Origin of the sequence: Acinetobacter sp. D009 (genome assembly GCF_038562025.1) — a bacterium.
Classification (GTDB): Bacteria; Pseudomonadota; Gammaproteobacteria; order Pseudomonadales; family Moraxellaceae; genus Acinetobacter; species Acinetobacter pittii.
In genome coordinates, this window is the sequence record NZ_CP151886.1 from 2,798,106 (window position 1) to 2,813,324 (window position 15,219).

General features: G+C 38.0%; 14 protein-coding genes. 6 read left to right on the top strand and 8 right to left on the bottom strand.

What is annotated here, in order from left to right; translation table 11 throughout:
- Positions 1–6 precede the first annotated feature (6 nt).
- Positions 7–915: a LysR family transcriptional regulator OxyR gene (gene oxyR, locus AAC388_RS13390; protein WP_002117503.1), complete on the top strand. Its 909-nt coding sequence runs from the start codon at positions 7–9 to the stop codon at positions 913–915.
- Positions 916–944: 29 nt separating this feature from the next.
- On the opposite strand, the gene AAC388_RS13395 is transcribed toward oxyR, so the two are convergent.
- Complete coding sequence (locus AAC388_RS13395; RefSeq protein WP_212823839.1) at positions 945–1,529, bottom strand: SPOR domain-containing protein; 585 nt, start codon at positions 1,527–1,529, stop codon at positions 945–947.
- 57 nt (positions 1,530–1,586) lie between these two features.
- Here AAC388_RS13395 and AAC388_RS13400 point away from each other — a divergent pair, with 57 nt between their 5' ends.
- Positions 1,587–1,715: a hypothetical protein gene (locus tag AAC388_RS13400; RefSeq protein WP_081037648.1), complete on the top strand. Its 129-nt coding sequence runs from the start codon at positions 1,587–1,589 to the stop codon at positions 1,713–1,715.
- A gap of 60 nt (positions 1,716–1,775) precedes the next feature.
- Here AAC388_RS13400 and ppk1 read toward each other — a convergent pair whose 3' ends face one another.
- Positions 1,776–3,854 carry a polyphosphate kinase 1 gene (gene ppk1 / locus AAC388_RS13405; RefSeq protein WP_002117516.1) on the bottom strand — a complete coding sequence of 693 codons (2,079 nt, stop codon included), beginning with the start codon at positions 3,852–3,854 and terminating at the stop codon, positions 1,776–1,778.
- Between the two features lie 105 nt (positions 3,855–3,959).
- Positions 3,960–4,637: a monofunctional biosynthetic peptidoglycan transglycosylase gene (mtgA, locus tag AAC388_RS13410; RefSeq protein WP_002117784.1), complete on the bottom strand. Its 678-nt coding sequence runs from the start codon at positions 4,635–4,637 to the stop codon at positions 3,960–3,962.
- Positions 4,638–4,713: 76 nt separating this feature from the next.
- Between mtgA and AAC388_RS13415 the strand changes: the two genes are divergently transcribed.
- Entirely contained in the window at positions 4,714–5,523 is an 810-nt protein-coding gene (locus AAC388_RS13415) for a rhomboid family intramembrane serine protease (protein WP_342370784.1), read from the top strand.
- 1 nt (position 5,524) lies between these two features.
- Here the strand turns inward: AAC388_RS13415 and AAC388_RS13420 are convergent, their stop codons facing one another.
- On the bottom strand, positions 5,525–7,984 hold the full coding sequence (locus AAC388_RS13420) for an FtsX-like permease family protein (RefSeq protein ID WP_342370785.1): 2,460 nt from the start codon (positions 7,982–7,984) through the stop codon (positions 5,525–5,527).
- Positions 7,985–7,987: 3 nt separating this feature from the next.
- A complete protein-coding gene (locus AAC388_RS13425; RefSeq protein WP_005129343.1) occupies positions 7,988–8,680 on the bottom strand; it encodes an ABC transporter ATP-binding protein in 693 nt (230 codons plus the stop codon).
- A 44-nt stretch (positions 8,681–8,724) separates the two neighbouring features.
- Here AAC388_RS13425 and AAC388_RS13430 point away from each other — a divergent pair, with 44 nt between their 5' ends.
- A complete protein-coding gene (locus AAC388_RS13430) occupies positions 8,725–9,348 on the top strand; it encodes an arylesterase (RefSeq protein ID WP_005129345.1) in 624 nt (207 codons plus the stop codon).
- 36 nt (positions 9,349–9,384) lie between these two features.
- Here AAC388_RS13430 and AAC388_RS13435 read toward each other — a convergent pair whose 3' ends face one another.
- Complete coding sequence (locus AAC388_RS13435; protein ID WP_002117769.1) at positions 9,385–9,999, bottom strand: carbonic anhydrase; 615 nt, start codon at positions 9,997–9,999, stop codon at positions 9,385–9,387.
- Between the two features lie 284 nt (positions 10,000–10,283).
- Between AAC388_RS13435 and AAC388_RS13440 the strand changes: the two genes are divergently transcribed.
- Both AAC388_RS13440 and AAC388_RS13445 read left to right on the top strand, forming a co-directional pair.
- A complete protein-coding gene (locus AAC388_RS13440; RefSeq protein ID WP_342370786.1) occupies positions 10,284–11,309 on the top strand; it encodes an alpha/beta hydrolase in 1,026 nt (341 codons plus the stop codon).
- A 26-nt stretch (positions 11,310–11,335) separates the two neighbouring features.
- On the top strand, positions 11,336–12,343 hold the full coding sequence (locus AAC388_RS13445; protein ID WP_342370787.1) for a hypothetical protein: 1,008 nt from the start codon (positions 11,336–11,338) through the stop codon (positions 12,341–12,343).
- Between the two features lie 22 nt (positions 12,344–12,365).
- Here the strand turns inward: AAC388_RS13445 and AAC388_RS13450 are convergent, their stop codons facing one another.
- Both AAC388_RS13450 and nfuA read right to left on the bottom strand, forming a co-directional pair.
- Positions 12,366–14,408, bottom strand: coding sequence for a ligand-gated channel protein (locus tag AAC388_RS13450; protein WP_342370788.1), 2,043 nt, complete (start codon positions 14,406–14,408; stop codon positions 12,366–12,368).
- Positions 14,409–14,573: 165 nt separating this feature from the next.
- Entirely contained in the window at positions 14,574–15,212 is a 639-nt protein-coding gene (gene nfuA, locus AAC388_RS13455) for a Fe-S biogenesis protein NfuA (RefSeq protein WP_002117617.1), read from the bottom strand.
- Between the last annotated feature and the right edge of the window lie 7 nt (positions 15,213–15,219).

The window sequence follows — 15,219 nt, forward strand, 5'->3', positions numbered from 1 at the left end:
GACACTATGGCTGCATTACCCTCACTAAGACAGCTATCATATTTAGTTACGTTGTCGGAAACTTTGCATTTTACTGAAGCAGCACGCCGCTCTTTTGTCACGCAATCGACGTTATCAGGCGGCATCATGGAGCTTGAACGATTGTTAGGTGGCGTTCTGGTAGAGCGTGACCGTCAGAATGTGCGTTTAACACCATTGGGTGAACAAGTTGTTGCTCGTGCCCGTGTACTACTAGCAGATGCTCAAGATTTAATGCGTTTGAGCCGTGAAATGAGTGAACCGTTAACAGGCGATTTGCATTTGGGAGTTATCCCAACCATTGCACCTTTTATCCTGACACGGTTACTTGATGAAGTGCATCAGCAGTTACCTAAAATTCAGTTGCATCTGCATGAAGCTCAAAGTGAAAAAATTGTAGAGCGTCTAGAACACGGTAATCTAGACATGATTGTTCTTGCTCTACCGTTTGATACTAGAGGCCTAAAAGTCGCTGAAATTTCGAAAGAAAATTTGTACCTTGTATGTAGTAAGCAAGATACAAATGCTCTTCAAGCGAACTCTCTAGATGATCTTGATTTATCAAGATTAATTTTGCTTGAAGAAGGTCACTGTTTACGTGACCACGTTTTAAGTGCCTGCCCTATCGGTGAACGTAAAAACGATAACCGTTTAAAAGCAAGCTCTTTACCAACTTTAGTTGAAATGGTTTCTTCTGATTTAGGCTTTACGCTTTTACCAGAAATTGCAATTGAAAATAGTATGATCAAGTTTAATGATCAAATTACTGCAAAACCAATTGAAGATGCCCCAAGCCGCACTTTAGCATTAGTCACTCGTAAAAGTACGCCGCTACAAAGTGAATTTGACGTATTACTGCAAATTATGCAGAAAATCACGACAAACCTACATGAATAAAAAAAGGAGTCTTCGGACTCCTTTTTATTTTATTGAGGTGTAAGGGATGCCCACTTAAACACCCAAGCAGATTGCATATTCAAACTATTATCAGAAATAATTTTTTCTCTAATAATTTGTGCTATAGCATAGTCGTTGGCTGGATCTATCATGACTCGTATTCCTTTAGTCGTTGAGCTGGTTACAACCTTATAGCCCTTTGCTTCAAGCTGTGACTGAATCCTATTTGCTTTATTTTGATTAGAAGCTAGCGCAACTTGTACCATCCATTTTTTTTCACCATTTTCTAAAATTTCTTTAGCGATCGCAGCATCAAGTTGTTTTTTATTATCAGAATTTTTCTTTTCTTCTTTTGTGTGAACTTCCTCATTTTTCTTTTGCGCTAAAAATTCCTCCTGCTTTTGTTTTCTTTTTTGGATGATTATTGTTTTATTCCTTACCTCACTCTTTTTAGTTTTATCATTGGAAACGGGCGCAAAATAAGGATATATCGCTTGATCATCAAACCTTTGAAATACGATGATATCCCCATAACACTTCTGATCTGCGTAGGCCGCCACTGGCATTATCCCCAAAAGTATTCTAATAAGTAAATTTCTAATAAAGCATTGCATCTTATTCATTTACCGAAGTTAAGTATATTTAATGTGGCGTATTAAAGTAGATTTCACATGATTTGTATATTTTTAAAATTCAATGTTTTATGGGGAAAATCACATATTTTAAAAACATCTTGCTGTGCTTCAAATTATTATCGTTTACCCAACAACCATTTAGAAAAACTAATTAAATTATTTTGAATTTCAGTGAATTAAAAAAGCCGACATTTTGTCGGCTTTTTTAATTAAATTTAAAACTTATTATTTAATCATTTCTAATAGTGCCCGTTGAGCATTATGCAATTTTTCACCCTCTGCTGGCTCAGCACGCACCCAAGTACCATCTGACTGTAACAACCAAGCTTGCTGGTTATCTTGCAAATAGTTCACTAGGCCTTGTTGATAAATACGCTTTTTCAATGCAGGATCTTCCACAGGAAAACATGCTTCAACACGGTTAAATAAATTACGATCCATCCAGTCTGCGCTTGAGCAGTAAATACGTGCATCACCATTATTGCTAAAGTAATAAACGCGAGTATGTTCAAGGAAACGTCCTACAATTGAACGTACACGAATATTTTCTGATAAGTTAGGCAAACCTGGACGTAAACAGCAAATAGAACGAATAATCAGATCAATCTGAACACCCGCTTGAGATGCTTCATATAATTTATTGATTAATTGAACTTCCGTTAAGGCATTTACTTTCACAATAATTTGAGCTTTACGCCCCGCCTTAGCATTGGCAATTTCTTCATCAATAAAGTTGATGAGCTGAGCATGTAAGGTAAATGGTGCATGTAATAGCTTTTTCAATTTCGCCATTTTGCCCATACCAGTCAACTCTTGGAAGATACGGTGCACATCTTCACACAGATCTTTATCGGTCGTCATGAGACCATAATCGGTATAAATTCGAGCATTCATTGCATGGTAGTTACCAGTGCCTAAATGAACGTAACGCACAAGTTTGTTGTTTTCACGGCGCACCACCATAATCATTTTGGCGTGAGTTTTATAACCTACGATACCGTAAACAACGACAGCGCCCGCTTCTTGTAAAACGTTAGCTACTTCAATATTTGACTCTTCATCAAAGCGGGCACGCAATTCAATAACCGCGGTCACTTCTTTTCCATTACGCGCAGCTTCCGCCAAAATCTGTACAATTTCAGAGTCAGCACCACTACGGTAAAGTGTCTGCTTGATTGCCAATACTTGTGGATCGCGAGCAGCTTCACGAAGTAGCTGAATCACGGGAGCGAAAGATTCAAACGGATGATGAAGCAGAATGTCTTGCTTCTGCATTGCAGAGAAAATGCTCTCGGTCTTTTTAAACACTTTAGGTACAACCGGCGTATGTGAGTCATAACGCAAATGAGGGCGTTTAAAATTTGAAACCAGACGAGCTAAGTTTACAGGTCCATCAACTTTGTATAACTGCTCATCGGTTAAATCAAATTCTTCCAATAAATACTCATAAATATGCTGTGGACAGTTATGAGTCACTTCTAAGCGAACCGCACGACCAAAACGTCGAGAACTTAATTCACCTTTTAAAGCTTTAGCTAAATCTTCAACATCTTCATTTAATGCCAAGTCTGCATTACGTGTAACACGGAATTGATAACATCCAGTTGCTGTCATGCCAGGGAACAAATCGGACACATGTTCATGGATAATTGCAGATAGCATGACGTGATGTTCTTTACCACCTGTTAACTCATCTGGCAGGCGGACAACGCGAGGTAATGAACGTGGGGCTGGAACCACAGCTAAATCAATTTGACGGCCAAAAGCATCTTTACCTTCTAAGGTAATAATAAAGTTTAAGCTCTTGTTTACGAGACGTGGGAACGGATGCGCTGGATCTAAGCTAATTGGGGTTAATACAGGTGCAACTTGTTCTTGAAAATACTTCTTAATCCAAGCTGACTGTGCTGGCGTTAGTTCACCACGACGGAGGAAGCAAATATCTTCTTCACGTAACTTAGGTAAGATTTCTTCATTTAAAATACGATATTGACGTTCAATCGCAGCGTGAGCAGTTTCAGAGATTTTTTGTAAGACTTGTCTTGGCGTCAAACCATCAGGGCTACGACTCTCATTGCCCAGAGAAAATTGCTCCATCACCCCCGCAACACGAATTTCGAAAAACTCGTCTAGATTACGAGAAAAAATGAGCAAGAAATTCATTCGCTCAAGTAATGGATGTAAAGGGTCTACCGCTTGCTCCAATACACGCAAATGGAAGTCAAGAATAGACAATTCACGATTTATATAACGGTCATTATAACTATATTCTGTTGGGGTCGTTGGTGTAATCGCTGTATTCATGTCTAACTCAATTCTCTATCCAGCCAAAATCTCTATAAAACAGTATGCTGCAAAAATATGACAATTTGGTAAAAACTAAAAAATTTACACATCTTTAAAACATCATTATTCAGGAATCTGGGTGCTATTCATATAACGTAGAATAACGCGTTTTCTATATTGTAGTTTACGATCGTTGCGGTGATCTTGATAATATTTCGGATCAGGCAATAATGCGGCTAAAAAAGCAGCTTGTTCGCGCGTTAAGCTTCTCGCACTTTTACCATAATAATATTGCGCGGCTGCTTCTACACCATATCGATTTTTGCCAAATTCAACAGAGTTCATATATACCTCAAGAATTCGGCGTTTTGACCACATCCGCTCCATCATCCAAGTTGCGATAGTTTCTTGGCCTTTACGAATAAACGAACGCTTATTGTATAAAAACAAGTTCTTTGCCAATTGTTGAGACACAGTAGAACCACCAGCAACTACTTCGCCTTCTTCATTATTCCGCTCTAGAGCAAAACGAATACCATCCCAGTCAAAACCATGGTGATGAATAAATTTTGCATCTTCCCCAGCTAAAATCGCATGTTTGAAATTGTCGCTAATATCATCATAGTCAAGCCATTCATGAATGATCGGCTCTGAGGTATCTGACCAATAATCAATTCGCATAAACATGGTGGTATCAACTTCATGTGTACGCCACCAAACCAAACTTGAGAAAATCCAAAGCTGAATAAGGAGAATTGCCCCTATAAAAATTAACAACACGCGAACAATAAAAGCTTTCATGTTCGTCCTGATCTCCTGTATTCAACTTTTTTCATGTTAAGCTGTTAAGCATGTTCATATATAACAAAAGCATAGCATGACTCAATATCAGCCTCCGCACATTAATCGTAAACTCAATGTACAAACTTGGTGGCTGACCGCCTTATTGATCTTGATTAATGTAGGTTTGTTTGTCTGGCAAATTGCAATTGGTGTCGATATTAGCGACCCAGCCATGAAAGATGCTATTCATTGGGGTGCAGATTTTACACCACTTACTTTTACTGGGCAGCCCGAACGCTTATTTACCAGCATGTTTTTTCATTTTGGTCTTGTTCACCTCATGCTTAACATGTGGGCCCTCTATATTTTCGGTAATGTTGCTGAGTCACTATTTGGTCGCTTCTATTTTATAAGCCTGTATTTACTTGCTGGCTTATTTGGCAGCCTTCTCAGTAGCTATATGACTATTCAAAATGGACATGAATTACTGCAACATTTCGATCAAAGCTTACTTCCTCATGTCAGTGCAGGTGCTTCGGGTGCCGTGATGGGATTAGGTGCTGCATTAACAGTACTTTCTCTATTTCCCCCGCTTCCAGATCAAGCCTACATACTCGATAAAAAAGCTTTATTAATGGTTATGGTCATCAACCTTATTTTTGGTTTTGTCGCAACGGGTATTAATAATGCCGCGCATATTGGCGGCATGATTATTGGAGCATTCCTTGCACTGATGTGGTACTTAAGCTATGTCAGCAAGTTAAAAACCATACTTAAAATTTTAGGCTTATTAGGTGCAGTAATCATTACTGGTGGTTTTTATATGTACTGTGTACAAATCAACTCACCGTTACTTCCACTATGGCATGAAATCATCATCCAGAACCCTGATATTATTCCTTAAACTACAATTGGTTTAATTCTCTTAAACTTTGTAAAGGTGGTAAATTACAGAGATAGCCTAGTCGATAACGACCAATCAAAGCACAAACCAGCATCATGCCAAAAGGTAAAATTAGCCAGATTTCAATATGCCATTGTATTGCCATATTCATTTTATAACTTGCGATCGCACTAATCACTTCTGCAAAACAGCAGGCAACTATGCCTGCTAACAGACCTAAAAACCCAATCTCAAAACTGAGCATTTGCTTCATTTTATTTTTAGATAAACCAAATGAACGTAACAAAGCAACTTCACGGCGTCGCTCATCCATTAATAAATTTAGACAAGCAATTAAAACGAGTATTCCAGAAAAACCAACTAATGCCGCTAGAACAGTTACTATTTTGACTAGAACATTCATTAAGCGCTTTACTTCATCTAAAATCCGGTCAACATCAATAAATACGGTATTTGAGAACTGCTGAATAATATTGATCATTTTTGGTTGATCTTGCTTAGGCACATAGAAACTACCTAAATAACTTCCAGCATTTTCGTCTAAGGTTTTAGGTGAAAAAATAAAGAAAAAGTTAGGGCTAAAGCTCTCCCACTCGACACTCCGAAAATTCACAACTTTGGCCTGTAAGTTGCCTTCGGGCAAACTAAAAGTAAGCTTATCTCCAATTTGGATTCCCAAACTTTCGGCAGTTTTACTTTCGACTGAAACTTGCCCTACGCCATTAAACTGGGCTTGACCATTTGTAATGACATTGTCATTTGGTAGTAGATTTGATTGAGTCAAATTCAGTTCACGGCGCAAAGAATTATTTTGCTTTATAGCCTCTTCTGAAAAAGGCACATCATTCTTAGCTAACAATCGGCCACGAATATTTGGATATAACGGCGTGCTTTGCCAGCCATTCTGTTTTAATTGTTGCTCAAATGCTTTTAAATCGAATGGAGGCAATCCATAAACAAATTGATTCGGTGTTCCTTCTGGAAGTTGTTGCTGCCAACGCTCTAATAAATCTGTTCTTAATACACTGAGTACCGTAATGAGGCTTAAGCCTAAAGCCAATGCAGTAATTTGTAAGGCGCTTTGTGATGGCGAACGAATATAAAAAGACAAACGATTTTTCAGCTTTTTTAAGCTACGAAGCAATAGCCAAACAACGGTATAAAGCAAAATACAAAGAACAATAATTGCCGCCAACACCAAAATGCTGAGCATTAAGTTTTCACTCAATACCAAACTAAAAACGATCAGGCTACTAATGCCTGCAAAAAACATAAAGAATAAAGATTTTCGAGATTTGGCTTGCTCGCGAATAACACGGATGGGAGGAGTATTTAACAATTCCCAAATGCTTGGCAAAATAAAACCAAGCAGCACAATCACGCTGGTAAAAATCGCAATTGGTAAAGGCCCTAGTAAAAGTGGTACAACCGAAAAACTTAACTCTAATTGAGGAATCAATTGCAGCATAAGTTGCAGCAGGCCATAACCCATGACTAAACCTAATAGACTGCCCATCACAATTGAAATCGCACTGACAATACAAAGCAATCCAATATAGGCACATAAAATTTGGAACTTACTGGCGCCTAAGCATCTAATAAGTGCAATATGATCTTGGTTTTGTTGAACATATCTTTGACTCGTTAAAGCGATGGCAATACCACACAACAAAATCGTTAAAATATTGGCCAATTGCAAAAAGGTATCTAAATTTTCAAGCGGACGTAATAACCTACTATTCGATTCACTTGCATCACGTAAACGTAAGCCAGCCGTTTCATCTACATCTTTAGAAGGTTGATGCTGTTGCTTAAATTGCTTTGAAAATGACTGAACCTGTTCAGGGCTACCTGCCATTAATAAACGATAGTCAATTCTGCTGCCTGTCTGAATCGCATGAGTCTTAGCAATATCGGCTTGATGAATAATAACGGTTGGCGAAAAGCCTGAAAAACCAAGTTCCTGATTTGAATCACGCACAATCACGCCACTAAAACGGAAGGTACCATCAGCAATAGAAACAGTATCTCCTAGCTTTACTTTAAGTAAATCGGCTGCTCTTTGACTTAGCCAAACTTCCCCAGATTGAGTCGCTTTAGCGCTTGGTTCAATTTCCAACTGTCCTCTGAGTGGAAATAAAGGCTCAATTGCCTTTACATTCACCATGACAAACTGATCTTGGGTATGAGCCATCGAGCTAAATATAGTGACATTAGTTTGTTTTAAACCCAGCTGTTCTGCTCTTTTTTTCCACGACTGTTCGATAGGCTCGTTATTTGACAGAACCAAATCCGCACCCAGCATTTGTGAAGCTTGCAGACTGACTGCATTTTTAACTTGGTCGTTACTAAATTTCAGGGCAGTTGTTGCACTGATCGCAAGCGATAGAGCAATAATGAGTAGATATAATCCACCCGTACGAAAACTTTGTAGAAAAAGTGGTTTGAGAAGATTACGCATAGTTTAACCACCCTGTACTGTCTTTAGTCGGCCATCATCTAACTCAACATGACGCTGACAAAGGGATGCTAAATTACGATCATGGGTCACCAAAATCAGAGTCGTACCTAACTCTCGGTTTAAATCAAAGAGCAAGCTTTCAATTTCTTGTGCTGTCTGACCATCTAGGTTTCCAGTCGGTTCATCCGCAAAAATAATTTGTGGTTCTGCAATAAGAGCGCGTGCAATGGCTACACGCTGCTGCTCGCCACCAGATAAGACTTTAGGCGTTTGTTCAACTTGACGACTCAGCCCTACTCGATGCAACCAATCTAAAGCTTTTTTCTCCGCTGTTTTATAATCAAAGTCTTTACGTAATCGTAAAGGTAACATCACATTTTCAAGCGCACTCAACTGAGGCAGAAGTTGAAAAGACTGAAATACAAAACCAATATGCTGCATTCTGATTTGGGCACGTTGTTCCTCTGTTAACTGATGAACAGCTTGACCACACAACCAGACTTCTCCTTCAGACGGTTGATCTAAAGTCGCCAAAATTCCTAGTAAGGTTGATTTACCTGAGCCGGAACGTCCCGTAATTGCTACCTGTTCCCCTTCAAAAATCTCTAAATCAATACCTTTTAAAATCGTAAACTGATTTTGGTTAATCTGAATAGTTTGTGTAACTTGATGGGCAGCAATGATGGGTTGTGGCATGATGTGAAAAGTCCTATGTATTCAGAATCAGGGTCGAAGTACAAATGTCTAAATCTTTTTTGATTGGTTCTAAAAGCATCATGCTCATCTCATTAAGTATGCTGCCTATGCTTGTATCGGCGAAAACTATTTTAATTTTAGGAGATAGTATTAGTGCCGGTTACGGAATTGATCCCAAACAAGGTTGGGTACAATTACTGCAAAAACGCTTAGACCAACAGTATCCCAAACAACACAAAGTGGTCAATGCAAGTGTTAGTGGAGAAACAACAAGCGGCGCTTTAGCCCGATTACCTAAGTTATTGCAGACCTATAAGCCGAATGTGGTCGTGATTGAATTAGGTGGAAATGACGGCTTGCGTGGGCAACCACCTCAAATGATTCAAAAAAATCTGGATCAGCTCATTCAATTAAGCCAGAAACAAAAAGCCAAAGTTATTCTTTTTGGCATGAAGATTCCGCCAAATTATGGGGCTGCGTATAGCAAAGCTTTTGAAAATAATTATAAAGTTGTAAGTCAAAAATATCAGGTGAAACTACTACCGTTTTTTCTAGATGGTGTTGCTGGTCAAAAACAGCTTATGCAAAATGATTTAATTCATCCCAATGCTCAAGCGCAGTCAAAACTACTTAATTTAGCTTACCCATATATAAAAGGTGCCCTATAGGCACCTTTTATCTTTAAGTATTCTTTTTTAATATGATCAGAAATCAAAAAAAGTAACTTCACCAGTTTCTAGTGAATATTCTGCACCGACAACAATTAATTCACCTTTTGCAATCAGGCTCTCTAACACCGCTGAACCATGGCGTAATTGATTTACGGAAGCAAAAACGTTTGAACGTACCGCATGACATGAAAGTTTTTTCAAATCATTTTTTAAATCAGTCTGCATTAAAATTTCAACTGATGGACGAACGCGGTTCACAATCGACATTAGGTTAGATGATGGCGGGTGATCAGGATTCATTAACGTATCAATTGTTGCTTGAATCGCACCACAATGGCTGTGTCCTAATACAACTACAACTGGGCAGTCATAACGCTCTGCTGCGAACTCAACACTACCGACTTGTGAAGGTGCAACCACATTACCAGCTACACGAATTACGAATAAGTCACCAAGACCTTGGTCAAATACCATCTCTGCTGGAACACGAGAATCTGAGCAGCCAAGTACAATTGCAAACGGATTTTGATCCTTTGCCATTTCAGCGCGTTCTTGATGAGATAAGGTTTTTGCAAGGGAAGTATTTCCATTTACAAATCGTTGATTACCGGCTTTCAGACGATCTAAAACTTCTTGCGCAGTAGGCATTTTATATTTCCATTGTTTTTTCAAGGTTGGAAATCATTTTAATGTGTCAAAATTTGAATGTCACTGACAAAAAATAAATCCTTTTCTATGAAAAAAATTAAAAATACTTAACCTGCTTTAATGTAGAGCTCACTGCATATTCGCTACTGTTTAGTGAAAAAATAGACATACTTTGGTTCTCGGATTGACTATAATTTTCTTCATTCCAAACATTTGGCAAATGACTCATTGGCAAAGTTTTTCAATAATTTTTCAAACTCGCTTAAGCTTCAAGGATGAAATCTATGACAAGGCTGTCCACATCAATTAAGGCCTCTATGAAAAAAACTGCTACCGCACTGACTTTGGCTTGTAGCGTATTGTCAGTGATGAGTATTTCTCAAACACAGGCAGCCGATAATATTGATGTGACATTCCAGAATGTATTACAGCAAGAACGTAGCTGGGCAGGCCTACAAAGCAAAAGCTTAAAAGTCGGTGATGTGACTTGGTCATATAGCGAAGGCGGCTCTACAACAAAACCGACTTTACTCCTTATTCATGGTTTAGCGGGTAGCCGTGATAACTGGAACCGAGTGGCTCGTTATCTCACCACAAATTATCATGTCATTATTCCTGATTTGCCAGGTAGTGGCGAAACTATCGTTTCCCAAGACTTCGATTATTCGGTACCAAATCTTGCTGAAAAGTTACGTCGGTTTGTTGAGGCGGCAAATTTAAAAGGTCCAATTCATATTGCTGGGCACTCACTCGGCGGATCTATTGCCCTACTCTATGCTGGACAATATCCATTTGAAACCAAAAGTCTATTCTTGGTGGATAGCGGCGGTATTTTTCGCTCAGCCAACACAATTTATTTAAAAGATCCTGCTTACCTAAAACAGCTTTTAGTGTCTAAAAAAGGTGACTTTAATTATTTATTAAAACAAACCATGTTTAATCCTCCGTTTATTCCTAAAGAGTTTTTGCAAGCTCAAGAAAAATTGATGATTGATCAGGCGCCTCAAACACAAAAATTGGTTGATCAACTGATTGCACTTAATAAGGTTTATACGCCAGATTCATTTGCCGTACTTACCAAAACAATTGATGCACCGACGCTCATTTTATGGGGTAAACAAGATAAAATTATTAATGTAGAAGTCGCAAATGAACTGAAACGGCTTTTAAAGAAGGCTGAGCCTCCCGTTATTTTGGAAAACGTAGGCCATATGCCAATATTGGAAGCTGAACAGTTGGTCATTCAACAATATGTACCGTTTTTATTGAAAGTAGAAGCAAACCAGTCTTTAAAAACGACTACGCCTTAAATAAAACTTTTAATTTGTGAGACCTTATGTCTACCCAACCCCTCATTGAAAAACTTATTGAAGCTCATCTAGATTTTTTAGATGAGCAATTTGCTCAGACTCAGGTGATTCAACAAGAGTTTGAGCAGTTTTATCATTGGTTGGGAAGTCGGCAATTACAACACATTTGGACTTTTGAACCGATTCAACAGCTGATTCAAAAGCAGATTTTAGACACGCCTGCTTCTGATTTTCTGATTGAACAAATTGCTGAACATATTCGCTTTGCTTTGATTCATCCTGCAAATGATACAACAACTGTTGAAGACGTTATTCCTGTTTTAACGATTGACCGAATTGCACAGTACGTTGCAAGTAAGGAAGAGCACCGTAAAAAGCTGATTAAAACGATTGTGAATAACCCTGCCTTTTCAGCCCTGCTAACGCAACTGATTCAGCAAACAATGCATGATTATTTAGATGAATCAATGTCAAAGCGTGTACCAGGTGTAGGTCGTTTCATGAAAATGGGTAAATCTGTTTTAGAAACAGTAACTGATTCAAATCTGGACGATACGATTAATCATTATTTGCAAAAGAATATTTTAAAACTGAGCCAGATGAGTGAGCGGGTTTTAAATCAACATTTTGACAATGATAAGCTCTACCATTTTCAGGCAAATGTTTGGCATAAAGTTAAAACGATGCCGCTGTCTGTTTTAAAAAATTATATAGAAGTTCAAGATCTAACAAAAACAGTAGGTTTAGGACATGAAATCTGGGACCACATTCGTCAAACCTATTATTTAAAACAACAAGTACATGATGGCATTTACACTTGGTATGTACGTAATCAGGAACGTAATTTTCACTTGTTACTACGTGACCTCAATATTGACGAAAGTTTAGTGAAGCATGAACTGACCGCATTGCTTGTACCTGTACTACAACAATTAGTCACAACTGGACATTTAAGACGCCGTGCTCGTGTTTATCTAGAAAAGTTTTATTATTCTGAAAAAGCATTAGATATCTTAAATAACAAAGGCGCTTAAAGCGCCTTTGTTATTTAACTATTTAAAATTTATAAATAATACCTAAATTATAACGACGTCCGTCTAAGACATAATTATAAGTTGCTACATCAATGTCTTTATCAAATAAGTTATAAATGCCTGCCGCAACTTGGATTTTGTCAGTCGGTTTATAGTTCATACCAACATCAACCAGTCCATAAGCAGGCTTTCCTTCAGCCATTGAGGTACGGCTTAAATATTCAGAAGTTTTGCTACGGAAATTCAAGCGACTCCACATATTGACTAAGTCATTAACTTGCCAATCCAAAGTAGTATTAAACATATGTTCCGGCATTTCATTTAAAGGTTGACCTTTAAATTGACCACTTTTTTGTTCAGTATCGGTATACGTATAATTGGCATTCATTTTTAAATCTGGTGAAATTAACCAACCAAATGTCGCTTCAACACCTCTCATATTGGCTTTATCTACATTTGTGCGTTGACTCACAAAATCAAAATCTAGACCTAACCACTTACATTCGCGAGCACCTGCATCTCCTGAGCACGTTCTAACTTCTGTAATTTTATCTTTAAATTCACTATTAAAAATCGTTAAGCCAGCATTCAAGTTATCTAAATTATCCCACGCGAATGACAGCTCATAGTTAGTACTTTTCTCTGGTTTTAAATTTGGATTACCAACAATCACTCCAGCAGAACTGCTACCACCTGTAGCTTGCCCCCATTCGGCTACGGTCGCTCGTAGTGCAGGTGTTTTATAACCTGTTGATACGCCGCCTTTAATAATCCAGTTATCATTTAAAGTCCATACACCATATACTTTAGGACTGAAATGATCTCCAAATTTTTCATCCTGATCCATTCGTAATGACATTGTTAAAGTGAAAGGATCAATAATATTCCATGCATCTTCTGCAAATAACGCCCAGCTATAACGATCTAAATTAGAAACAGGTTGTTGTGAACCACCCACTTTTAACTGGTTACCTAAATCGTCTAATTCTTCTTTTAAATAGCTTCCGCCCACGCTAAGCGCATGATTTGCGAGTGTGATCTGGTTAAGCGTGTTAAATGTAGTATTTACAGCTTCCATATTTCTAGATGGATTCTTATTTTCTTCGCGCTGAATATAAGAATGAGTCTTTACAGGACCGATGTCACCACGGTGCGTTAAGCTATATTCTGTACGGTAATAGTCTGTTAATGAATCTGCTGGTGGATTACGTCCAGTTTGAATTGGTGAAACTGTTTTACCTATTGTGGCATTACGATTTTGGATAGAACGCTGGTATTCAAGCTCAATGGTATGTTGATCATTAGGAGTCAAACTTAAAGTCGCCCCTCCTGCACGAATTTTTTGTTTGTGGTAACCACCAATAATTTCATCTTCATCTCTTTGTGAAAATGTACCATTGGCTTTTAATCCAAGTAAATTCTTAATTAATGGTCCCGACACATAAGTATTAGCTTGGTAAAGATTTCCAGATTTATTATTTTCTTGAATTGTTGTATCTAACTTAACAGAACTGTTCCAAACATCTGCAACTTTTTTAGTGATGATATTAATCACACCACCCATCGCATCTGAACCATATAACCCAGACATTGGACCACGAATAACCTCAATACGTTCGATACTTTCGATTCCCGGTAACCAACCTTGTTCAATACCTGAATTATCACTATTTGGTCGCACAGAACGTGTATTTACTTTCTTACCATCGACCATAATAACGGTATATGCACTTCCCATTCCCCGAATACTGATATCAGATGAGCTTCCACCACCTGTAACAACCACACCAGGTACATCTTTAAGTGCATCAGTTACATCACGATATGCTTTTTTATTAATTTCATCTTGAGTTAAAACAGAAATAGAAGCTGCTGCTTTTTTTATATTTTGTTCAAAACCACTTGCTGTTACGACAATTTTTTCTAATTGTGCCACTTCACTTTCTTTTTTATTTTTTATGGAAGAATCAACTAAAATATTTTCACTTTCAGCAGCATAAGCCACAGGAAACATTACTGTAAGTACCGAAATTGATAATACAGATTGGAAAATACTCTTCGTCATACCCTACTCCAACACATTAAATTATGAATAAATATTAAGTTTTGCTTAAACAAATGTAACAAATTTAAATACAAAAATAAATAATATTGATAATTATTTTCAATTGCAAGACCATAAAAAAACCTCATTGCGAGGCTTTTTTATTTCACTTTTCAAATAATTTGATTATTTGAAATAAGCACCTTCTGCTTGCGTATGGTCAGTTTGGTCAACCACACGTTGAAGCTCAGGAATGTTCTCTCTTAAAGTAGTTTCTACACCTTGTTTCAAAGTAACATCAATTGCTGAACAACCTTGGCAACCACCACCAAATTTCAATACAGCAGTTAAACCGTGTTCTGGATCATCTTGTACTTCTACCAAGCTACAATTTCCGCCATGCCCTGCAAGACCTGGGTTAATTTCTGCTTGAAGAATGTAAGTAATACGTTCTTCAATCGAAGCATCTGGACCAACACGTGGAACTTTAGAATTTGGAGCACGGAAAGTGAGCTGACCACCAAAACGGTCCTTGTTGTAATCGATTACGGCATCTAAAAGATAAGGAATAGATGGCGCATCAATATACGCAGGAAAATCAGGATAGTCCTGTTTATAATCCGTCGGAATCACTTCTTCTGGCGCACTATATGCCATACAGCATTCGGCACGTGGCGTACCCGGATGCTCAACAAAAATTCGAACGCCAATTCCCGGAGTATTTTGCTTCGTTAATAAATCGTGCAAATACTCTTGTGCAGATGGTGTAATCAAAAGGTTTGGAATTTCTTCTGCAACAGCAGTGTTGGTGTTCTCAGTCGACATAACAATA